Raw genomic sequence first — 21,931 nt, 5'->3', positions numbered from 1 at the left:
TGCTAACATAGTAAACAAATATTTGTTTGTAAGAATTTTGATTGTCTTACGCTTGAGCGGTTGGTCCGCCAAAGCCCATAGGAAAAGGGGGCTCCTCCTGTGTCTTGATACGGCCATTTACATTTTCAAATTTTTGAATATTATCTTCTAAAGCTGATAATAAGCGCTTTGCATGTTCAGGAGTTAAAATAATTCGCGACTTTACTTTAGCCTTCGGAATGCCTGGCATTACACGGATAAAATCCAGTACAAACTCTGTGTTGGAGTGGGTAATGATAGCCAGATTAGAAAAAATCCCTTCAGCAATTTCTTCTGATAACTCTATATTTAACTGATTTTCGTTTTGTTGTTCTTCCATAATAGTTCAAAAATAAAAAATTCCGCTTCTTAATGACGGAATTTAAGACATAATGTTTGAAATAAAATAAAAAGCCCCGACAAATGCCGGGGCTTAAAGTTATTATTGGTTAAAAACCTAAGCTTCTACTTCTTCTTGTTTTGAAGCCAGTAATTTATCATATTCTTCCTGAGAACCAACGATGATACGCTCGTAACCACGTACACCAGTACCTGATGGAATTAAGTGACCAACGATCACGTTTTCTTTCAAGCCTAACATATTATCGCGTTTACCTGCAATTGCTGCCTCATTTAATACTTTCGTAGTTTCCTGGAACGAAGCCGCAGAAATGAACGATTTAGTACCTAATGATGCACGTGTAATACCTTGTAAGATAGAACTTGCAGTTGCTGGTCTTGCATCTCTAACCGTGATCTGTTTTAAATCTTTACGTTTCAATTGAGAATTTTCATCTCTTAATCTACGTAATGAAACAATCTGACCCGGTTTGAAATCGGTCGAGTCACCTGCGTCTTCAACAACTTTCTTGTCGTACATCGCGTCGTTCTCTTCTGCAAAATCCCAACGGTCTACAGCATTGTTCTCTAAGAAAATGGTATCCCCCGGATCTTCAATGTGAACTTTCTGCATCATCTGGTGAACAATTACCTCGAAGTGCTTATCGTTAATTTTCACACCTTGCAAACGGTAAACCTCTTGAATACCATTTACCAGGTATTCCTGAACCGCTGCAGGGCCTTTAATTGATAAGATATCTGCTGGTGAGATTGAACCATCTGATAAAGGCATACCTGCTTTCACAAAGTCGTTATCCTGTACAAGGATGTGTTTAGACAATGGCACCAGGTATTTTTTAACTTCACCATCTTTCGATTCGATTGTAATCTCACGGTTACCACGTTTAACACCGCCTAAGGTTACCACACCATCGATCTCTGTTACTACCGCCGGGTTAGATGGATTACGCGCCTCGAATAACTCAGTTACACGAGGTAAACCACCCGTAATATCCCGGGTTTTACCAGTTGCACGAGGAATTTTAGCAATAATCTGGCCCGTTTGGATCGTTTCACCTTCATCAACTGAAACGTGAGCACCTACCGGGATGTTATAGCCTTTGATAAATTCACCTTTCTTATCAACAATCTGAACAGAAGGGTTTTTAGTTTTATCACGGGTATCGATAATCACTTTCTCGCGGTGACCTGTTTGCTCATCAGATTCTTCACGGTAAGTTACACCTTCAATAATGGCATCGAATTGTGCTTTACCTGCAAACTCAGAGATGATAACGGCATTATATGGATCCCACGAACAGATTTTATCACCTTTAGTCACTTTATCGCCTTCCTTAACAAATAAGAAAGCACCATAAGGAATATTGTTGGTCACGATAACCCTACCGCTTCCTGGTTCAACGATTCTAAACTCGCCTGAACGGCCTAATACCACCTGTACTTTTCCTTCTTCAGTTTCGGTATCTACGGTACGGATGTTTTCGAATTCGATAACCCCATCAAATTTAGCTACGATATTAGATTCTGCAGCAATGTTTGATGCGGTACCACCCACGTGGAAAGTACGAAGTGTTAACTGTGTACCAGGCTCACCAATTGATTGTGCAGCAATTACACCAACTGCCTCCCCTATTTGAACACGTTTACCTGATGCTAAGTTACGGCCATAACATAATGCGCAAACACCACGTTTAGACTCGCAGGTTAATACCGAACGGATTTCGATACCTTCAAGCGGTGATTCTTCGATAATTTTTGCTAAATCCTCATCGATATCCTGACCGGCAGAAACTAAAAGCTCACCATTTAACGGATTGTAAACATCGTGCAAAGAAGTACGTCCTAAGATACGCTCATATAATGGTTCAACAATATCCTCATTATCTTTCAACGCTGTAGTGTACATACCTCTTAAGGTACCACAATCCACATCGTTAACGATCATATCCTGAGCAACATCATGTAAACGACGGGTTAAGTAACCCGCATCTGCCGTTTTCAACGCCGTATCGGCCAAACCTTTACGTGCACCGTGGGTAGAGATAAAGTACTCTAATACCGACAATCCTTCTTTAAAGTTTGATAAGATCGGGTTTTCAATGATATCACCACCTGAACCTGATTTTTGAGGTTTCGCCATCAAACCACGCATACCGCAAAGCTGACGAATCTGCTCTTTAGAACCACGTGCTCCCGAATCAAGCATCATATACACGGAGTTGAAACCCTGGTTATCGCTCGATAACTGGTTCATTACGAATGTAGTTAACCTGTTGTTGATACGGGTCCAGATATCGATAATCTGATTATAACGTTCGTTATTGGTAATGAAACCCATGTTATAGTTGTTTCTTACCTCTTCAACTTCGTTAGCAGCCTGCTCTAATAAGGTATGTTTTTCTACCGGAATGTTTACATCCTGTAAGTTGAATGATAAACCTCCCTGGAAAGCCATCTTGAAACCTAGCTCTTTGATATCATCCAGGAACTGAGAAGCACGGGCCATACCTGTCATTTTAACTACCTCACCGATAATATCTCTTAACGATTTCTTAGTTAATAATTCGTTGATATAACCAACTTCTTCCGGAACCAATTGGTTGAATAATACCCTTCCAACTGTAGTTTCTGTTAATTTATTAGCAATTGTGCCATCAGCTTGTTTTACATTCACCCTTACTTTGATGAATGCGTGCAAGTCTAATTCTTTCTCGTTATAAGCAATAATTACTTCTTCCGGAGAATAGAAAGCAGAATCCTGTCCTTTAACCACCCTTGTTTCATCAGTTCTGCGGCCTTTAGTAATGTAATAAAGACCCAAAACCATATCCTGAGACGGTACTGTAATAGGCGTACCGTTTGCAGGGTTTAAGATGTTGTGTGCAGCCAACATTAATACCTGGGCTTCCAAAATTGCTGCGTTACCTAGAGGTAAGTGAACAGCCATCTGGTCACCGTCAAAATCGGCGTTGAATGCGGTACAAACTAACGGGTGTAACTGGATCGCTTTTCCTTCGATTAGTTTTGGCTGGAAAGCCTGGATACCCAATCTGTGAAGCGTAGGTGCACGGTTTAATAATACCGGGTGACCTTTTAATACGTTCTCCAGGATATCCCAAACTAAAGGATCTTTTCTATCTACAATTTTCTTGGCTGATTTAACTGTTTTTACCACACCACGCTCAATCATCTTACGGATGATGAATGGTTTGTAGAGCTCAGCAGCCATATCTTTAGGAATACCGCACTCGTGTAATTTAAGGCTTGGGCCTACAACAATTACCGAACGTGCCGAGTAATCCACACGCTTACCCAATAAGTTCTGACGGAAACGACCTTGTTTACCTTTCAAAATATCTGAAAGTGATTTTAAGGCACGGTTACCTTCAGTTTTTACCGCGTTAACTTTACGTGAGTTATCGAATAACGAATCTACAGCTTCCTGCAACATACGTTTCTCGTTACGTAAAATTACCTCTGGTGCTTTAATCTCGATCAAACGTTTTAAACGGTTGTTACGGATAATTACACGACGGTAAAGATCATTTAAATCTGAAGTTGCGAAACGGCCACCTTCTAATGGCACTAACGGACGTAATTCTGGCGGAATAACCGGAACGATTTTAACAATCATCCACTCAGGGCGATTCTCGATACGTGTATTGGCACTGCGGAAAGCTTCAACAACCTGAAGACGTTTTAACGCCTCATTTTTACGTTGCTGAGAAGTTTCGTTGGCAGCCTGGTGACGTAAGTCGTAAGATAAAGTATCTAAATCAATACGTTTTAATAAATCCTCTAAGGCTTCAGCACCCATTTTGGCGATGAATTTATTCGGGTCTTTATCGTCTAAGTATTGGTTTTCTTTAGGTAATTTATCTAAGATATCTAAATACTCTTCCTCAGTTAAGAAGTCCATATAGTTGATACCTTCCTCGGCCATTAAGCCTGCCTGGATAACTACGTAACGCTCGTAATAGATAATTAAATCTAGTTTTTTAGTAGGTAAACCTAATAAATAACCGATTTTGTTTGGTAAAGAACGGAAATACCAGATGTGTGCCACAGGAACCACCAAAGCGATGTGCCCCATACGCTCACGACGTACTTTCTTTTCTGTTACTTCAACACCACAACGATCACAAACTATACCTTTATAACGGATACGTTTGTATTTACCGCAATGACATTCGTAATCTTTTACCGGACCAAAAATACGCTCACAGAACAAACCATCACGCTCAGGTTTGTAAGTACGGTAGTTAATGGTTTCTGGTTTCAACACCTCACCGCTTGAACGTTCCAGAATAGTTTCCGGAGACGATAAGCTAATTGTGATGGATGTGAAATTGCTTTTTAATTTATTATCCTTTTTGTAAGACATACTTTCTAAGGTTAAAGGTTTAGGGCTTAGGGTTTAAGGCATAGGGTTCGAAAACCATACGCCTTATACCTTATACCTTATGCCTTAATTAATCTAATGTAATATCTAAACCTAATCCGCGTAACTCATGTACCAATACGTTAAACGATTCTGGTACACCAGGTGTTGGTAGGTTCTCACCTTTAACAATGGCTTCGTAAGTTTTGGCCCTTCCGATTACATCATCCGATTTAACGGTTAAGATCTCCTGAAGAATATTAGCAGCACCAAATGCTTCCAATGCCCAAACCTCCATCTCACCAAAACGCTGGCCCCCGAACTGGGCTTTACCACCCAATGGTTGTTGTGTAATTAATGAGTATGGTCCGATAGAACGGGCATGCATTTTATCATCAACCATGTGACCTAGTTTCAACATGTAGATAATACCTACAGTTGTGGTCTGATCAAAACGCTCACCTGTTAAACCATTGTATAAGTAGGTTTTTCCTGAAGCAGGAACACCGGCTTTAGCAATCCACTCTTCAACCTCATCGTGCGAAGCACCATCAAAAATCGGGGTAGCAAATTTAACGCCCAATTCTTTACCGGCCCACGCCAATACGGTTTCGTAGATCTGACCAAGGTTCATACGTGAAGGTACACCCAGCGGGTTCAACACGATATCAACCGGGCTACCATCAGCTAAGAAAGGCATATCTTCATCACGTACAATACGTGCAACGATACCTTTGTTACCGTGGCGACCAGCCATTTTATCACCTACTTTTAACTTACGTTTTTTAGCAACATAAACTTTTGCCATCTGTACAATTCCCGATGGAAGCTCGTCACCTACACTGATCGCAAATTTATCGCGTTTGTAAGCACCAAGTTCTTCGTTAACGCGGATACCGTAGTTATGAAGCAACATTTTAATCAGCTCGTTTTTATCATCATCAGTAGTCCATTTGTTAGGGCTAATGTGGTTATAATCGAGCTCTGCTAAAATTTTCTGCGTAAATTTAGCGCCTTTAGCGACTAATAATTCTTTGTAAATGTTATATACACCTTGCGATGTTTTTCCGTTTACAATAGCGAATAATTTGTCAACTAATTCGTTCTTTAATTTCTCAGTTGCAGTATTATAGCTCTTATCTAATTTCTCAATTGCTGATTTTTCTTCAGCTTTGGTTGTTTTCTTAGCGCGGCTGAATAATTTCGTATCAATTACCACACCCTGGATTGAAGGAGGAGTTTTTAAAGATGCATCTTTAACATCACCTGCTTTATCACCGAAGATTGCACGTAGTAATTTTTCTTCCGGTGAAGGATCAGACTCACCTTTAGGAGTAATCTTACCAATTAAAATATCACCTTCTTTTACTTCCGCACCGATACGGATAATACCGTTTTCATCAAGGTCTTTGGTAGCCTCTTCAGAAACGTTCGGGATATCTGGTGTTAACTCCTCTTCTCCACGTTTGGTATCACGTACTTCCAATTCAAACTCTTCAATATGCAATGAAGTGAAAACGTCATCACGAACAATACGTTCGTTAATTACAATCGCATCCTCAAAGTTAAAACCTTGCCAAGGCATGAATGCCACTTTCAGGTTTCTACCTAAGGCCAGTTCGCCGTTTTCTGTTGCATAACCTTCACAAAGCACCTGACCTTTGCTCACTCGCTGACCTTTCTTAACGATAGGCTTTAAGTTGATACAGGTATTCTGGTTGGTTTTTTTGAATTTGATTAAACGGTAGGTTTTGCTATCACCTTCAAATGAAACTAAACGGTCATCTTCGTTACGCTCGTATTTAATGGTAATTTCGTTAGCATCCACATATTCAACAACACCATCACCTTCAGCGTTGATCAGTGTCCTTGAGTCGCGGGCAACGCGGCCTTCCAAACCTGTACCAACAATTGGGGCCTCAGGGCGTAACAATGGTACGGCCTGACGTTGCATGTTCGATCCCATCAAAGCCCTGTTCGCATCATCATGTTCCAGGAACGGAATCAACGAAGCAGCAATTGAAGTAATCTGGTTAGGAGCAACGTCCATCAAGTCTAATTTCTCAGGCTCGATAATCGGGAAGTCACCCTCATAACGTGCTTTAACACGTGGCGTAGAGAAAACCCCTTTATCATCGTACTCCGCATTTGCCTGAGCGATGGTTTTACCATCCTCATCTTCTGCCGATAAGTAGATAACGTCTGAATCTACAACTACTTTACCATCCTCAACGCGTTTGTATGGTGTTTCAATGAAACCCAAATTATTGATTTTTGCATGCACACAAAGTGATGAAATCAAACCGATGTTTGGTCCCTCAGGCGTTTCAATTGTACATAAACGACCGTAGTGCGTATAGTGAACGTCACGTACCTCGAAACCAGCACGCTCGCGGGATAAACCACCCGGACCTAAAGCTGATAAACGGCGTTTGTGTGTAATCTCTGCCAATGGATTGGTTTGATCCATGAACTGAGATAACTGGTTTGTACCAAAGAAAGAGTTGATTACTGACGATAACGTACGAGCGTTGATCAGATCAGTCGGGGTAAACACCTCATTATCGCGGATGTTCATGCGCTCGCGGATAGTTCTGGCCATACGGGCTAAACCTACACCGAACTGTGCGTACAGCTGCTCACCTACCGTACGTACACGACGGTTAGATAAGTGATCGATATCATCCACCTCTTCTTTTGAGTTGATCAATTTGATCAGGTATTTCACAATTGCAATAATATCTGCTTTTGTTAATACTTTAACCTCATCAGGGGTATTCATCTTTAATTTACGGTTGATGCGGTAACGACCAACATCACCTAAATCATAACGTTTATCCGAGAAGAATAAACGGTCGATGATACCACGCGCAGTTTCCTCATCAGGTGGTTCTGCATTACGCAAAGCACGGTAGATGTTTTCAACTGCTTCTTTTTCTGAGTTTGATGTATCTTTCTGTAATGTATTATATATAATGGTATAATCAGCCTGACTTGCGCCATCTTCTTTTGATAAGATGATGCTTTTTACGCCGGCTTCGATAACCATATCAATGTGTTCGTCTTCTAAAACGGTTTCTCTTTCAAGAATCACTTCATTACGGTCGATAGAAACTACCTCACCAGTATCTTCATCAACAAAATCTTCAACCCATTTTTTCAATACCCTTGCAGCCAGTTTACGACCGATGTATTTCTTTAAACCCGATTTGCTAACTTTTACTTCGTCGGCAAGATCAAAAAGTTCTAAGATATCTTTATCAGAATCGTAACCGATAGCACGTAATAAAGTGGTAACCGGGAATTTTTTCTTACGATCGATATAAGCGTACATCACGTTGTTAACGTCTGTAGCGAACTCGATCCATGAACCTTTGAAAGGAATAACACGCGCAGAGTACAATTTCGTTCCGTTAGTGTGACGGCTCTGGCCGAAGAACACTCCCGGAGAACGGTGTAGCTGAGAAACGATAACGCGCTCTGCACCGTTGATAACAAATGTACCTTTTGGTGTCATATACGGGATAGTACCTAAATACACATCCTGGATAATGGTTTCAAAATCTTCATGTTCTACATCATTACAAGAAAGCTTAAGCTTTGCTTTTAATGGAACATTGTAGGTTAATCCACGCTCAATACACTCGTGTATATCGTAACGTGGCGGATCAACAAAATAATCAAGAAACTCTAATACGAAGATATTTCTTGAATCTGTTATTGGAAAGTTTTCAGCAAACACTTTGAACAAACCTTCGCTTGAGCGATCGTCTGATGTGGTATCTATCTGGAAAAATTCTCTGAATGATTGCAATTGCACATCCAGAAAATCCGGATAGTCTATAATGTGCTTACTTGTTGCAAAATTTACTCTTTGTTCGACTGTCTTTGCCAATGGACTAAAAGATTTTAGTTTAAGAATAAACTATTTGTTTGGTTTCGTTCTAACCATGCTCATTAACCAAACAAAATGAGATGTTTATAAACAGGTAAAGACACCGACATTTTCAGTCGGTGTCTAATACATTTTTAGCTTAGCTAAGTTAAGTGATTACTTAATCTCAACTACTGCTCCAGCTTCTTCTAATTGTTTTTTAAGAGCTTCTGCTTCGTCTTTAGCAACACCAGCTTTTAATTCTTTTGGTGCACCGTCAACTAAGTCTTTAGCTTCTTTCAAACCTAAACCAGTTAAGTCTTTAACAAGTTTTACAACTGCTAATTTCTGACCACCAGCTTCTTTTAAGATTACATCGAAAGATGTTTTTTCTGCAGCAGCAGCAGGTGCATCACCACCAGCAGCAGGACCAGCAACTACAGCAGCAGCTGCAGGCTCAATACCATACTCATCTTTTAAGATTTGAGCTAATTCATTAACTTCTTTAACTGTTAAGTTTACTAATTGCTCAGCAAACGCTTTTAAATCTGCCATTTTATTAAGATTTTAAAAATTTACGTAAAATAATTTTGTTTTAATTTGCGAACTTAAGGTGTCCGTTAACCTTCTCTTTCCTGAAGAGTTTTAACAATTCCTGCAATTTTGCTACCGCCTGATTGAAGCGCAGATAGAACATTTTTAGCTGGTGATTGTAATAATCCGATGATATCGCCAATAAGCTCTTCTCTTGATTTTAAGCTTACTAAACTATTCAACTGATCATCGCCAACATAAATTGATGAATCTATGAATGCCGCTTTAAGTACAGGTTTATCTCCGGTTTTTCTCAAAGTTTTGATCAACTTAGCCGGAGCATTAGCTGTTTTTGAGAATAATAATGATGATGAACCTTTTAAGCTTGCATATATCTCAGAAGCATCGCCTTCCAAACCTTCAATCGCTTTGCGGATTAAAGTGTTTTTTGCAACCTTCATTACGATATCGCTCTCAAAACATTTGCGGCGGATGTTATTGATCTGCTCAACAGAAAGGCTTGAAGTATCAGCAATGTAAAAATTGCCATACTCTTGCATTTGTCCTTGTAGTTCTAAAACTACTTCGTTTTTTTCTTCTCTGTTCATGATTAGATCCCCGCTACTGATTTGGTTTCAATTGCAATTCCAGGACTCATTGTAGAAGACACGTGAATGCTCTTAAAATAAGTTCCTTTAGCAGCAGATGGTTTTAGTTTTGAAATCACCTGAATAATTTCAAGTGCGTTCTCATAAATTTTATCTGCCGGGAATGATACTTTTCCTATCGAGGCGTGTATGATACCCGTTTTGTCTACTTTAAAATCAATTTTACCTGCTTTAACCTCTGCTACAGCTTTACCAACTTCGTTGGTTACTGTTCCAGATTTTGGGTTAGGCATTAAGTTCCTTGGACCTAAAACACGGCCCAATTTACCTACCTTAGCCATACAAGCTGGTGTAGTGATAATAATGTCTACATCGGTCCAACCACCTTCAATTTTAGCTACATACTCGTCTAAACCTACGAAGTCTGCGCCAGCTGCTTTCGCTTCTTCTTCCTTATCAGGAGTTACCAAAGCTAAAACACGTACAGTTTTACCTGTTCCGTGTGGTAAAGTAGCAATACCACGAACCATTTGATTGGCTTTACGTGGATCTACCCCTAAAGATACATCAATATCAACTGAAGCATCAAATTTAGTAGTAGTGATTTCTTTTACCAAAGCAGCAGCATCCTTCAAAGTGTAAGCTTTGCCAGCTTCTATTTTAGCATGCGCCTTTTTTTGATTTTTAGTTAATTTCGCCACTGTTGTAAACTGTTTTTTAATTAATTTTTCCAGGGTGCATCACCAGAAACGGTGATTCCCATACTACGTGCTGTACCAGCAACCATACTCATTGCCGACTCGATTGTAAATGCGTTTAAATCCGGCATTTTATCTTCAGCAATAACTTTGATTTGGTCCCAAGTCACTGAACCTACTTTTTTACGGTTAGGCTCAGCAGAACCACTCTGTAATTTAGTCGCGTCTTTCAACTGAATAGCTACAGGAGGGGTTTTGATGATGAAATCAAATGACTTATCAGCATAAACAGTAATTACAACCGGCAACACTTTACCTGCTTTATCTTGGGTACGAGCATTGTATTGTTTGCAAAACTCCATGATATTCACCCCTTTAGCACCTAATGCAGGCCCTACCGGTGGCGATGGATTTGCAGCTCCGCCTTTGATCTGTAATTTGATCATCGCACTGATTTCTTTTGCCATTTTGTGTTTTTTATTTATTTAAAACTCAATGTTAAATAGTGGAAGCATGTAACATTTTATTTCCTTAGGGCTCCTATAAAGCTTAAAGGACTGCAAAGATATGGATTAACTTACAGTAAAACAATAGTATCGATAAAATTAATTATTATTATTTTTTATCGACCTGGTCAACTGCAATGCTGATTGAAAGATAAGTTAACAACTCATAGATGATTAACGGATAGTGATGAAAGATATTGCTTTAGTAACACTGAATTGCATAAAAAAGCCCCGGAATAAATTCGGGGCTTATTATATCTTAAAAGAATTTCCTTATTCCTTTTCTACCTGCATGTAGTTCAGCTCAAGCGGAGTTTTACGGCCAAAGATCTTAACCATTACCTTCAGTTTTTTCTTCTCTTCATTTACCTCTTCGATAATACCCGAGAAACCGTTGAAAGGTCCGTCCATTACTTTGATGTTTTCGCCAACATAGTAAGGTACATTCATCGTTTCACCTTGCTCGCTCATTTCATCAACCACACCTAAAATACGGTTAACTTCTGCCTGGCGCATTGGGATCGGGTTACCTTCTTTATCTCCCAGGAAACCAATAACGCTATTAATCCCTTTGATGATATGCTCTAGCTCTCCGTCTAAAGTAGCTTCGATTAAAACATAGCCAGGATAAAAGTTACGCTCTTTGGCAATTTTTTTACCATCTTTCATTTGGTAATATTTTTCCATAGGAATTAACACCTGAGGAACCAAATGAGAGAAACCCAAACGGCTGATCTCAGCATCTATGTACTGCTTTACCTTCTTCTCTTTACCGCTAACAGCTCTTACAACGTACCACTTTAGATCGCTCATTCGTAAATATTAATTAGAAAGTGATTTATAAAAAGTATCTAACACAAATGTAGAGCCTTTATCCATTGCAAAAATTACCAATGCAATAATTAAAGAAGCTACCAATACCAGAATAGCAGAGCTTTGCAGCTCGCCCCAGGTAGGCCAGGTAACCTTCTGGGTCATTTCATCGTACGATTCTTTTATAAACTCAACTACTTTAGCCATATTAAAATTATTGAATGACCGAATGAGTAAATGAGTGAATGATACTATCTGAAAGCAATCTTTCAAATTCAATCATTCACTCATTCAAATACTCAATCATTATATTAAGCACGGGAACAAGGATTCGAACCCTGATCAAAGGTTTTGGAGACCTCTATTCTACCGTTGAACTATTCCCGTGTATTTAAAAAGAGCCAGCCTAAACCAGCTCTTTTTTATTGTTGTAGCTTAAAATTAAGCTAAGATTTCAGTTACCTGACCAGCACCTACTGTTCTACCACCTTCACGGATAGCGAAACGTAGACCTTTTTCCATTGCAATCGCGTTAATTAATTTAACAGTGATTGTAACGTTATCACCTGGCATAACCATTTCAGTTCCTTCAGCTAGTGAGATCTCACCAGTTACGTCTGTGGTACGGAAATAGAATTGAGGACGATATTTGTTGAAGAATGGAGTGTGACGACCACCTTCTGCTTTTGATAATACATAGATCTCAGCTTTGAAATCAGTGTGAGGAGTTACTGAACCTGGTTTACAGATTACCATACCACGACGGATATCAGTTTTCTCAATACCACGTAACAATAAACCTACGTTATCACCAGCTTCACCGTAATCTAAGATTTTACGGAACATCTCAACACCAGTTACTGTAGATTTTAAGTTCTCAGCACCCATACCTAAGATCTCAACAGGATCTCCAGAGTTGATTACACCACGCTCAATACGACCAGTAGCAACAGTACCACGACCAGTGATTGAGAATACGTCTTCAACAGGCATTAAGAATGGAAGATCAGTTAAACGTGGAGGAATTGGAATATAGCTATCTACAGCATCCATTAATTCCATAATTTTACCAACCCATTTAGCGTCACCGTTTAATCCACCTAATGCAGAACCTTGGATTACTGGAATATCATCACCTGGGAATTCGTAGAAAGATAATAATTCACGAACTTCCATTTCAACTAGTTCTAATAATTCTGGATCATCAACCATATCCACTTTGTTCATGAATACAACCAATGAAGGCACACCAACCTGACGAGCTAACAAGATGTGCTCACGGGTTTGTGGCATTGGACCATCAGTAGCAGCAACAACGATAATTGCACCGTCCATTTGAGCAGCACCAGTAACCATGTTTTTCACGTAATCCGCGTGACCTGGACAGTCAACGTGTGCATAGTGACGGTTAGCTGTTGAATACTCAACGTGAGCTGTATTGATAGTGATACCTCTTTCTTTTTCCTCTGGAGCAGAGTCAATAGAATCGAATGAACGTGCCTCAGTTAAACCAGCATCAGCTAAAACTTTTGTAATAGCCGCTGTTAAAGTTGTTTTACCGTGATCCACGTGACCAATTGTACCGATGTTTAAGTGCGGTTTACTGCGGTCAAATTTTTCTTTTGCCATTTTATTTATAACTAATTAGTAGGTTAACTTTTTTTATTATTTTTTTATTTATTGTTTTGATGCAATGCAACACAAAAAACCTTGTCTACCCTGCTTATTAAACAGATTTAACAAAGCTTTATTATTCTTGAGCCAAAGATGGGACTTGAACCCACGACCTCTTCCTTACCAAGGAAGTGCTCTACCGCTGAGCTACTTCGGCTTTTTAGTTTCCAGCTTTCAGCATTCAGTTTTCAGTAAAACTACCCAACTGATAACCGTTAACTGCTCACTTTATTTTGGAGCGGAAGACGAGGTTCGAACTCGCGACCTATAGCTTGGAAGGCTATCGCTCTACCAACTGAGCTACTTCCGCTTTTAAAATTAGTGATTGATTGAATGAAAGAATGAGAGATTTATTCCATCATTAAAACATTTGGTCATTCATTTAAAGTGTGGGGAGAGAAGGATTCGAACCTTCGAAGTCTTACGACAACAGAGTTACAGTCTGTCCCATTTGGCCGCTCTGGTATCTCCCCATTTTTTACTTTAAAATGCTAACACTTTAACATAAAAAGAGCCTCCTATCGGAATCGAACCAATGACCTACTGATTACAAGTCAGTTGCTCTACCAGCTGAGCTAAGGAGGCTTTAAATTTTCTGCAATGATACGAAAAATCTTCATTTTTCATATCATGAACGTGTTTTTTTAAAACTTTTATCTTTTCACAGAACTAACCTTTTCTTCTTGGCTTAACACCGTTTCCGAAAGGGAATGCAAATATACACACTTATATTTCACTTCAAAATAATTTTGAAAAAAAATAATGAAGTTATTTTAGCCAGAACGCATTATTCCTCCAAAGGAGCTTAATAATCAATCGCTTAAAATCGAATATTTTTTTTCCTTTTTTTTCATCTATTGCCCTAGTATATGTGATAACTGTACGGAATCACAATAATCAATAGCAAATAACAAATGAATTAATTTCGTTAAAAGTTAAAATTTATGTGGCAAGGCTAATTTTTTCCATGTAGATCTGATTAAAATATTCTCCTTATAGATCTCTCGACTACGTTTTACTCCGCTTGAGATGACAGGATTTATGATCAAAACAAAAAAAGAGCGGCACATTACCTGTACCGCTCCGTTATCTTATAATGAATTGCTTTTATTAATAGTCAGCAGCCTCGCTTTCGCTTAAAATTGCTTTATGCTCACTTAATTTTGCACGCGTTTTATCTTTATGTTTAGTGATCTGTTTTCTCAATGACTCGATGGCCAGATCCGTGGCTTCTTCAAATGATTTACATTGTTCTTTAGCAAAGAGGGTACCTCCCGGCACAATGAGTTTAATCTCACTGATCTTATTGGCCTCGTCCTCTACGTTCTCTAGCTTTAAATACACTTCGCCGCTAATGATCTGGTCAAAAAACTGATCAAGCTTATTTGCTTTCTTTTGTATAAAGTCTAACAACTTACTATCTGCACTGAAGTGGATTGATTGAACTCCGATTTTCATTTTTCCTCCTTTTTTTACGCCTTTGGATGGGCTTGTTTATAAATTGTTTTTAATCTTTCGATCGAGTTGTGCGTATAAACCTGGGTTGCAGCCAAACTGGCGTGGCCCAAAAGTTCTTTTATTGCATTTAAATCTGCACCTGCATTTAACAGGCTTGTGGCATAACTATGCCGCAGCACATGGGGACTTTTCTTTTCATTGGTTGATATATAGTTTAAGTATGAGGTAACAATACGGTATATCAGTTTAGGATACCCGGCTGCACCTGTATTGGTAACGATTAATATACGTAAATTGTTATTAAAGTTTTGTATTTTTTTTAGCTCGATATAGTTATTTACCTGATTGATAAGCTGTTTATTTACGGGGATAATGCGCTCCTTGTTTCTTTTGCCCAACACTTTTATTGTCCCTGAATAAACATCGATATCACTATCTTTTAATTGCAACAGTTCAGTTAAACGCATTCCGGTTCCAAAAAGCAGCTCAATCACCAGGTGATCGCGGACGGAAGGAAAACTTTCGTCGAAATAATGCGCTGAATCCAATAAATGATCCATTTTCTGTGCCTCTACAAAAACTGGCAACCTTTTAGGTATTTTCGGTGCCTTGATCAAGGCACTGGGGTTTTGATCGATTTTCCCTGAGCGGTGCAGAAACTTATAAAAACTTCTTAAAGCCGAGATTTTCCTGTTAACAGTATTCTCTGAATGTCCCTCTTCCATTAACTCAACCAGGTAGCTGCGCAGGTGGGTATGTTTAACTTCAGAGAAATCCAGCCCCGATGCCTTGAGAAACTCTTCAAACTGATCCAGATCGGTCTGATAAGAAGTAACAGTATGCTGGGAATAGCGCTTCTCGTGAGTTAAATAAGTGATAAAACTTTCTAGCAACATTCAATATTTTCTTGAGGGGCATTAGTATGAAGTTACAAATTGTTTTGATATAAAGAAATCATTAATTAAATGTTTATTGTAAAGTTTTGCACAGCCCCTGAATAAAAAAAGCCCTTCCGATTTACATCGAAAGGGCTTTAATCTTATATCTTAAACAACTATGCAGTTGTATCTTGATTCATATTCTGAATGTAAACAGCATGCTTAATTTCAGTACGACGTGTTACCGATTTTTTCTCGTATGCCTGGCGGCTACGTAGTTCTCTCAATACACCAGTTTTTTCAAACTTTTTCTTGAAACGTTTAAGGGCTTTATCCAATGATTCGCCGTCTTTAATGTTGATAATGATCATAACGCTGAAATACCTCCTCTCGTGCTTTTTAAATTTTCCGTGCTAGCGGGCTGCAAATGTAAGTAAAATATTTGGAACCAGGAAGTTTTATAAAATAATTTTTATTTAAATCATTAATTGAACTTAGGTGTTGTTTAGTTACATTTATATATACATTATTTATAATATATGACAACAGGTAAAAAAGTAGGCTCCATTATCGCAATTATAGTCGTTATTTTACTCGTAGCTATTTGCTATTACCGGTATTTCTTTGTTTTCGGAGAAGGTGTTAAGGCAGGAGAGCTCAATTATGTAGTAAAAAAAGGCTACATCTTTAAAACTTATGAAGGCAAATTAATCCAAAGCGGAATAAAATCGCGACAAACAGGTACACTACAAAACAACGAATTCGAATTTTCTATTGCTAACCAGGCTATCGCCGAAAAAATGATGGCTAATAGCGGTAAGTTTTTCGAATTACACTACAAAGAATATAAGCACTCCCTGCCCTGGCGTGGGTTTAGCGTTTATGTGGTAGACAGCATTTTAACTTCGAAAGATTTACCACAATAAAAGGTTTAGGGTTTAGGGTTTAGGGTTTAGGGTTTAGGGTTTAGGGTTTAGGGGAAATTATTATTTTGAAGTTTAGTTTTAAATTTTACACCATAAACCTTTTACCTCCTAACCTTTCTTAGGTACCTTAGCGCCTTCTTTTCTCGCCTCCGATAATCCGATGGCTACTGCCTGCTTTTTGGAAGTTACTTTTTTACCAGAGCCGCTTTTAAGTTTGCCCTCTTTCATTTCGTGCATGGTTTTTTCTACTTTTTCGCCAGCTTTTTTTGAATACTTTGCCATATTTTTAGTTCATTAATGCAATGGTTCATTGGTCATTTGTAACTGCCAATTACCAACTGAAAACTGTTTATTACTTTAGTCATAAGTAAAAACATGGTATCAGGACGGGAAGTTTTAAAATTTTAAATAAAAAAATCCGGAGGTGGTTTAACCATCCGGATTACTCATAATATATTTGGTTTTTAATAAGATGTAAGGGGTAAAGCATAAGTGTAGGGTGACTGAAATTTGCCTTAAACCCTAACCTTATACCTTTTATCCTTGCAATATTTCTCTGGCGATTACAATTTTCTGGATTTCGGAAGTGCCCTCGCCTATGGTACATAATTTACTATCCCGGTAAAATTTCTCTACCGGAAAATCTTTGGTATAGCCATAACCACCAAATATCTGAACGGCATCTGTTGCTACCTTTACGGCAACCTCCGAGGCAAAATATTTTGCCATGGCCGATTCCTTTGTCATGGGCAAATGCCTGTTCTTTAAATCTGCCGCCTGGCGGATCAACAGCTCTGCTGCTTCAATCTCTGTAGCCATATCGGCCAGTTTAAAACTGATGGCCTGATAACTGGAAATAGGCTGTCCAAACTGTTGCCGCTGTTTCGAATAAGCTACTGCTGCCTCAAAAGCACCTTTTGCAATTCCTAAGGCCAATGCGGCAATAGAAATTCTTCCCCCGTCTAAAACCTTCATGGCCTGTTTAAAACCTTCGCCTACATTACCTAGTAAATTGGCTTTCGGGACGCGGCAATTATCAAAAATCATTTCAGTAGTTTCTGATGCCCGCATTCCCAGCTTATTTTCTTTTTTGCCTGCGGTAAAGCCAGGTGTGCCGCGCTCTACTACAATAGCCGAAATTCCTTTCGAGCTTCCCTGCTCTCCCGTCCTTACCATAACCACAGCAATATCGCCGCTTTTGCCATGTGTAATCCAGTTCTTTGAACCGTTTATAATGTAGTCGTCGCCGTCTTCAACCGCGGTTGTCATCATTCTTAAGGCATCCGAGCCAGTATTGGCCTCAGTTAAACCCCAGGCACCTATCCACTCTGCAGTTGCCAGTTTAGGTAACCATTTTTTCTTTTGTTCTTCGTTGGCAAAAGTTAGGATATGGCCTGTACATAAAGAATTATGCGCGGCTAACGATAAACCTACTGAACCACAAACACGGGCTACTTCCACAATAATATCAACATACTCTTGATAACCTAAACCCGAACCGCCATACTCTTCCGGCACCAACACCCCCATTAAGCCTAATTCTCCGAACTGTTTAAACAATTCGACAGGAAAATGCTGTGCCTCATCCCATTCCATTATATATGGACGAATGTTTTTCTCTGCAAAATCCCGGACCATCGCCCTTACACTTTGCTGAGTTTCTGTTTCTGAAAAATCAAAGCTTACGCTCATTAATCTTATATTTTAAGTTAGCCGAGGGCAATTATAAACAATTATTTGATAGTTAGTTACCATTAAATATTCGTGCAATTACAGAATGAAATGGTATTCGGTTCAATAAGTTTACCGGTTAATTTTAAACCTTGAAAATTAGGTAAGAATTTTTTTGTGATTTTTTACAACTATGCCGAATATTTTATAAAATAGGTTTCAATTTGATCAGGATAAAATATTAACAGCTCAAAATCTTTAAATATGATTTGTTTTGTTAGGAAAGGAGTTGGAAGCGTTTAGGATAATACAGTCCCACTGTCCGCTTTACTTTGTGCCCGCTTCCATTGGGTTGAGGTGGGCGGCCAGTAGTCAGATTTGAGGCTACAGGGTACAGAAACAACATGCTTTTAGTTATTTGCAAGGCAGCAGCACTATCCTGCGTACCTAAACCTGATCGCGGCGAACACGGAGTGCAACGGAGTAAAGCGAAGAGCAGGGAGAAACTTTACTATGAAGCACAGGTTCTGCTTTCTAAAAACCAAAAATAAATGTTCATTCTAAAAAGAAATATACGGTGCAATCTTATCGATCACCTGCTGGTCTAGGATGACTATCTTCTTCAGATCAGATATATTTGAATAGTTACCATGCTGTTTCCGGTATTGAATAATGGCATTGATCTGCTTATACGAAAGGTATGGGTTCCGTTTTAAATCACTAAAAACCGCTGTATTGATATTAATTGTTTTTAAAGGAACATTACTGATCGATATCTGATCCTTAATTTCAGCATACCTGGCAGAATCTAAACCATAAACTTCCATTAACTGTTCTTTTTTGTAAAAACCACCCAAACGCTCTCGGTATTTGATAATCCTTTTCGCGAAAACACCACCAATTCCTTTTATTTCATCCAGTTTTGCCGAATCAGCCTGGTTAATATCCACTACTAAAGCTGCTTTTTTAACATACTCTTTCTTGTCGAAGGCGGTATATTTTCCTGAAACATTTAGCTCTCTTTCTGTGATTTTAACATAGGGTAAAATCTTTTTATACATCTCCGGAGAAATGGTGTACATTTTCTGAAGGTCTTCAGGTTTATAAAATCTACCGCCTTTAGCGGTATAATTAATAATGGCTTTTGCCTGTTTTGGCGATAAGCCCAACATCTGCCAACCATCTGCATCTAAGGTATTGGGATCAAAATTAAAAAGCTTAACCGTTTTTCCAGGAGAAGGATCTCCAATCCGGTAGCGGAAATTATTCCTATAGTTTTCATCTGCGATGGCTATTTTCTGAATTTGAGCTAAAAGATTTGGAGGATCTTTTTCCATTGGCCGGGTATAACCATATATAATAGGTATAGCCTTAAGCACTACTATAATCAATATCAGCAACAACAATCCGTTGAACTCACCTTTACTAAAACCAAAATATTTATTCAGCCAAATTCTCATTGATGCGATATGACATGTGTATTATAAATATAAATCTTATTTTTGGGATTGCAAAACTGAGCAGGTTTTGACTATCAACAACCTAAGAATTTTATATGAAGATCATAACGACATCTGAATTTGCGAAAGCAACGAAGATAGATAAGCTAGGTGTACCGGGTTTGGCAGGTTTGCTGATGGAGATCATGAAGCTGAATGACATTAATGATGTATTCGCTCAAAACCAACACTTTAAGGGTTTAGAGTTTGTAGATAAAATATTGGAAACCATTGGCGTTTCTATAGAATTTGATGAAGATGATTTAAACAGCATCCCTAAAACAGGTCCCTTTATTGCTATTGCAAATCATCCTTATGGTGGTGTGGAAGGGTTGGCTTTGGTTAAACTGCTGTGTACCGTTAGGCCAGATGCCAAGGTGATGGTAAACTTCATTTTGAAAAAAATCCCTAACCTCGACGAATTTTTTGTTGCCGTAAATCCTTTCGAAAATGTGCAGCATTCATCCAGTATCAGTGGATTAAAAACTACTTTTGACCTGCTTAGAAATGGAACGCCTATAGGTATTTTCCCTGCAGGAGAGGTTTCTACCTTTAAATTAGATGCACAACAGGTAACCGACCGGATGTGGCACCCTGTTGTTGGAAAACTGATTGCTAAATCGAAAGTACCCGTTGTGCCTATTTATTTTCATGGTAATAATGGCGTTTTCTTTAATATTTTAAGCTTTATCCACCCCACCCTGCGCACCGCAAAATTACCTTCAGAGTTTTTAAATAAGCATGGCCGTACCATTAAGGTAAGGATTGGTAAGCCAATTGCCGTTTCGGAAATTTCGCACATGAACAGCAGCAATAAACTTATGGACTTTCTAAGGGCCCGTACGTATGCACTTGGTATAGGTTTAGATACCGAAAAAAAACTGTTTAACCCGCTTAATCTCTTTAAAATTAAAAAGAAAGCTGCCGAGGTGATTGAAGAAACATCGCGCGAGCTGATTAAAGGAGAAGTAGAGCGCTTGGAAGATTTTAAGGTTTGGACAGAGAAAAACTATGAGGTCTATATTGTTCCCACGCTAAAAATTCCAAATATTTTAAGAGAAATTGGCCGTTTACGCGAAATTACTTTCCGTGAGGTAGGTGAAGGTACCAATAAAAAAATCGACCTCGACAACTACGATATTTACTATAATCACTTATTTATATGGGATAAAGATCTGGAAAACATTGTAGGTGCTTACCGCATTGGTAAAGGCGATGAGATTTTAGAAAGCATGGGCCGCCGTGGTTTCTACCTGTCTGAGCTCTTTAAAATGAAAGATCAGTTTTACCCGATGTTAAGGCAAGGGATCGAGCTGGGCAGGTCGTGGATCAGGAAAGAATACCAGGGCAAGCCACTTCCACTGTTCTTACTTTGGAAAGGCATTTTAAAATACCTGATTGATAACCCACAATATCGCTACATGTTTGGTCCGGTAAGTATCAGTAACAATTTCTCAAAATTCAGCAAGGCCCTAATTGTTGATTACATTACGAAAAACCACTTCGATTATGAGATGGCAAAATACGTTAAGCCAAGAAATAAATTTAAAGCCGATTTATTACCTATAGCCACCGATACACTGGTTGACAGCAGTGAATCTTTTAAAGATTTAGACAGTATTATCGGAGATATTGAAAACTCACACATCAAAATTCCGGTGTTGTTAAGGCAGTACATGAACCTGAATGCAAAGATTATCTCTTTCAATATCGACCCTAAATTTTCAGACTGCCTGGATGGTTTCTTAGTGGTAGACACGCATAATATCCCGCCTGAAATGCTTGAAAAACTCGGAAAAAACTTATAATTTAAGGCAATAAAAAAACCCAGACATCCATCTGGGTTTTTTATTATCAACTAACCTAAACTTTATAAATACTAACCAAATATTTATACCACAAAAATAGGCTTGCCGTGTTAAATCGGTATTAATGAAATGTTATTTATAGAATTTGTTAATAATCGAAAGATGCTTAGAAGACCTGTTTTTTCATAAAAAACTCCGTTCTAAGCGAATTATCCTGCATTAACT

At 38.7% G+C, this 21,931-nt stretch carries 18 protein-coding genes and 5 tRNA genes; 2 read left to right on the top strand and 21 right to left on the bottom strand.

The window, feature by feature from the left end:
* Nucleotides 1-46: 46 nt before the first annotated feature.
* The 18 genes from GGQ60_RS09540 to rpsU form a co-directional block, all read right to left on the bottom strand.
* Nucleotides 47-358: a DUF3467 domain-containing protein gene (locus tag GGQ60_RS09540; protein WP_183762877.1), complete on the bottom strand. Its 312-nt coding sequence runs from the start codon at nt 356-358 to the stop codon at nt 47-49.
* Between the two features lie 117 nt (nt 359-475).
* Nucleotides 476-4,762 (bottom strand): DNA-directed RNA polymerase subunit beta', encoded by a 4,287-nt coding sequence (gene rpoC / locus GGQ60_RS09535; protein ID WP_183762874.1) that lies wholly within the window; start codon nt 4,760-4,762, stop codon nt 476-478.
* Nucleotides 4,763-4,850: 88 nt separating this feature from the next.
* Nucleotides 4,851-8,654 carry a DNA-directed RNA polymerase subunit beta gene (gene rpoB, locus GGQ60_RS09530; RefSeq protein WP_183762871.1) on the bottom strand — a complete coding sequence of 1,268 codons (3,804 nt, stop codon included), beginning with the start codon at nt 8,652-8,654 and terminating at the stop codon, nt 4,851-4,853.
* A 156-nt stretch (nt 8,655-8,810) separates the two neighbouring features.
* Nucleotides 8,811-9,188: a 50S ribosomal protein L7/L12 gene (gene rplL, locus GGQ60_RS09525; protein ID WP_010601097.1), complete on the bottom strand. Its 378-nt coding sequence runs from the start codon at nt 9,186-9,188 to the stop codon at nt 8,811-8,813.
* A gap of 65 nt (nt 9,189-9,253) precedes the next feature.
* Nucleotides 9,254-9,775, bottom strand: coding sequence for a 50S ribosomal protein L10 (gene rplJ, locus GGQ60_RS09520; protein ID WP_183762868.1), 522 nt, complete (start codon nt 9,773-9,775; stop codon nt 9,254-9,256).
* Nucleotides 9,776-9,777: 2 nt separating this feature from the next.
* Nucleotides 9,778-10,476, bottom strand: a complete 699-nt coding sequence (rplA, locus tag GGQ60_RS09515) for a 50S ribosomal protein L1 (protein WP_183762865.1) — start codon at nt 10,474-10,476, stop codon at nt 9,778-9,780.
* 20 nt (nt 10,477-10,496) lie between these two features.
* A complete protein-coding gene (rplK, locus tag GGQ60_RS09510) occupies nt 10,497-10,940 on the bottom strand; it encodes a 50S ribosomal protein L11 (protein ID WP_090773375.1) in 444 nt (147 codons plus the stop codon).
* 312 nt (nt 10,941-11,252) lie between these two features.
* Nucleotides 11,253-11,792 carry a transcription termination/antitermination protein NusG gene (nusG, locus tag GGQ60_RS09505; RefSeq protein ID WP_183762862.1) on the bottom strand — a complete coding sequence of 180 codons (540 nt, stop codon included), beginning with the start codon at nt 11,790-11,792 and terminating at the stop codon, nt 11,253-11,255.
* A 9-nt stretch (nt 11,793-11,801) separates the two neighbouring features.
* Entirely contained in the window at nt 11,802-11,999 is a 198-nt protein-coding gene (gene secE / locus GGQ60_RS09500; protein WP_029279332.1) for a preprotein translocase subunit SecE, read from the bottom strand.
* 109 nt (nt 12,000-12,108) lie between these two features.
* Nucleotides 12,109-12,179 (bottom strand) — tRNA-Trp (locus GGQ60_RS09495).
* 54 nt (nt 12,180-12,233) lie between these two features.
* On the bottom strand, nt 12,234-13,421 hold the full coding sequence (tuf, locus tag GGQ60_RS09490; RefSeq protein ID WP_010601091.1) for an elongation factor Tu: 1,188 nt from the start codon (nt 13,419-13,421) through the stop codon (nt 12,234-12,236).
* A gap of 130 nt (nt 13,422-13,551) precedes the next feature.
* Nucleotides 13,552-13,623 (bottom strand) — tRNA-Thr (locus GGQ60_RS09485).
* Between the two features lie 77 nt (nt 13,624-13,700).
* Nucleotides 13,701-13,776 (bottom strand) — tRNA-Gly (locus tag GGQ60_RS09480).
* 80 nt (nt 13,777-13,856) lie between these two features.
* Nucleotides 13,857-13,939: transfer RNA gene (locus GGQ60_RS09475), tRNA-Tyr, on the bottom strand.
* 39 nt (nt 13,940-13,978) lie between these two features.
* Nucleotides 13,979-14,051 (bottom strand) — tRNA-Thr (locus GGQ60_RS09470).
* Nucleotides 14,052-14,576: 525 nt separating this feature from the next.
* Complete coding sequence (gene hpf / locus GGQ60_RS09465) at nt 14,577-14,924, bottom strand: ribosome hibernation-promoting factor, HPF/YfiA family (protein WP_025143266.1); 348 nt, start codon at nt 14,922-14,924, stop codon at nt 14,577-14,579.
* Nucleotides 14,925-14,938: 14 nt separating this feature from the next.
* Nucleotides 14,939-15,820: a phage lytic cycle repressor MrpR family protein gene (locus tag GGQ60_RS09460; RefSeq protein WP_183762859.1), complete on the bottom strand. Its 882-nt coding sequence runs from the start codon at nt 15,818-15,820 to the stop codon at nt 14,939-14,941.
* Nucleotides 15,821-15,978: 158 nt separating this feature from the next.
* Nucleotides 15,979-16,173 (bottom strand): 30S ribosomal protein S21, encoded by a 195-nt coding sequence (rpsU, locus tag GGQ60_RS09455; protein ID WP_090773371.1) that lies wholly within the window; start codon nt 16,171-16,173, stop codon nt 15,979-15,981.
* Between the two features lie 168 nt (nt 16,174-16,341).
* Here rpsU and GGQ60_RS09450 point away from each other — a divergent pair, with 168 nt between their 5' ends.
* On the top strand, nt 16,342-16,728 hold the full coding sequence (locus GGQ60_RS09450; protein WP_183762856.1) for a hypothetical protein: 387 nt from the start codon (nt 16,342-16,344) through the stop codon (nt 16,726-16,728).
* 108 nt (nt 16,729-16,836) lie between these two features.
* On the opposite strand, the gene GGQ60_RS09445 is transcribed toward GGQ60_RS09450, so the two are convergent.
* The 3 genes from GGQ60_RS09445 to GGQ60_RS09435 form a co-directional block, all read right to left on the bottom strand.
* On the bottom strand, nt 16,837-17,010 hold the full coding sequence (locus GGQ60_RS09445) for a DUF6496 domain-containing protein (RefSeq protein ID WP_183762853.1): 174 nt from the start codon (nt 17,008-17,010) through the stop codon (nt 16,837-16,839).
* Nucleotides 17,011-17,265: 255 nt separating this feature from the next.
* Nucleotides 17,266-18,420: an acyl-CoA dehydrogenase family protein gene (locus GGQ60_RS09440; protein WP_183762850.1), complete on the bottom strand. Its 1,155-nt coding sequence runs from the start codon at nt 18,418-18,420 to the stop codon at nt 17,266-17,268.
* 539 nt (nt 18,421-18,959) lie between these two features.
* On the bottom strand, nt 18,960-19,859 hold the full coding sequence (locus GGQ60_RS09435) for a ComEA family DNA-binding protein (RefSeq protein ID WP_183762847.1): 900 nt from the start codon (nt 19,857-19,859) through the stop codon (nt 18,960-18,962).
* Nucleotides 19,860-19,954: 95 nt separating this feature from the next.
* Between GGQ60_RS09435 and GGQ60_RS09430 the strand changes: the two genes are divergently transcribed.
* Entirely contained in the window at nt 19,955-21,706 is a 1,752-nt protein-coding gene (locus GGQ60_RS09430) for a bifunctional lysophospholipid acyltransferase family protein/GNAT family N-acetyltransferase (RefSeq protein ID WP_183762844.1), read from the top strand.
* Nucleotides 21,707-21,931 lie beyond the last annotated feature (225 nt).

This window comes from Pedobacter zeae (genome assembly GCF_014196715.1).
Taxonomy (GTDB): domain Bacteria; phylum Bacteroidota; class Bacteroidia; order Sphingobacteriales; family Sphingobacteriaceae; genus Pedobacter; species Pedobacter zeae.
This window is presented reverse-complemented; position numbering and strand designations above follow the sequence as displayed.

Bases quoted from the DNA above. Each gene is read 5' to 3' on its own strand.
- GGQ60_RS09540 (WP_183762877.1), bottom strand. From the start codon at position 358: ATGGAAGAACAACAAAACGAAAATCAGTTAAATATAGAGTTATCAGAA.
- rpoC (WP_183762874.1), bottom strand. From the start codon at position 4,762: ATGTCTTACAAAAAGGATAATAAATTAAAAAGCAATTTCACATCCATC.
- rplL (WP_010601097.1), bottom strand. From the start codon at position 9,188: ATGGCAGATTTAAAAGCGTTTGCTGAGCAATTAGTAAACTTAACAGTT.
- rplJ (WP_183762868.1), bottom strand. From the start codon at position 9,775: ATGAACAGAGAAGAAAAAAACGAAGTAGTTTTAGAACTACAAGGACAA.
- rplK (WP_090773375.1), bottom strand. From the start codon at position 10,940: ATGGCAAAAGAAATCAGTGCGATGATCAAATTACAGATCAAAGGCGGA.
- nusG (WP_183762862.1), bottom strand. From the start codon at position 11,792: ATGAGCGATCTAAAGTGGTACGTTGTAAGAGCTGTTAGCGGTAAAGAG.
- secE (WP_029279332.1), bottom strand. From the start codon at position 11,999: ATGGCTAAAGTAGTTGAGTTTATAAAAGAATCGTACGATGAAATGACC.
- tuf (WP_010601091.1), bottom strand. From the start codon at position 13,421: ATGGCAAAAGAAAAATTTGACCGCAGTAAACCGCACTTAAACATCGGT.
- hpf (WP_025143266.1), bottom strand. From the start codon at position 14,924: ATGAAAATCGGAGTTCAATCAATCCACTTCAGTGCAGATAGTAAGTTG.
- GGQ60_RS09460 (WP_183762859.1), bottom strand. From the start codon at position 15,820: ATGTTGCTAGAAAGTTTTATCACTTATTTAACTCACGAGAAGCGCTAT.
- rpsU (WP_090773371.1), bottom strand. From the start codon at position 16,173: ATGATCATTATCAACATTAAAGACGGCGAATCATTGGATAAAGCCCTT.
- GGQ60_RS09450 (WP_183762856.1), top strand. From the start codon at position 16,342: ATGACAACAGGTAAAAAAGTAGGCTCCATTATCGCAATTATAGTCGTT.
- GGQ60_RS09445 (WP_183762853.1), bottom strand. From the start codon at position 17,010: ATGGCAAAGTATTCAAAAAAAGCTGGCGAAAAAGTAGAAAAAACCATG.
- GGQ60_RS09440 (WP_183762850.1), bottom strand. From the start codon at position 18,420: ATGAGCGTAAGCTTTGATTTTTCAGAAACAGAAACTCAGCAAAGTGTA.
- GGQ60_RS09435 (WP_183762847.1), bottom strand. From the start codon at position 19,859: ATGAGAATTTGGCTGAATAAATATTTTGGTTTTAGTAAAGGTGAGTTC.
- GGQ60_RS09430 (WP_183762844.1), top strand. From the start codon at position 19,955: ATGAAGATCATAACGACATCTGAATTTGCGAAAGCAACGAAGATAGAT.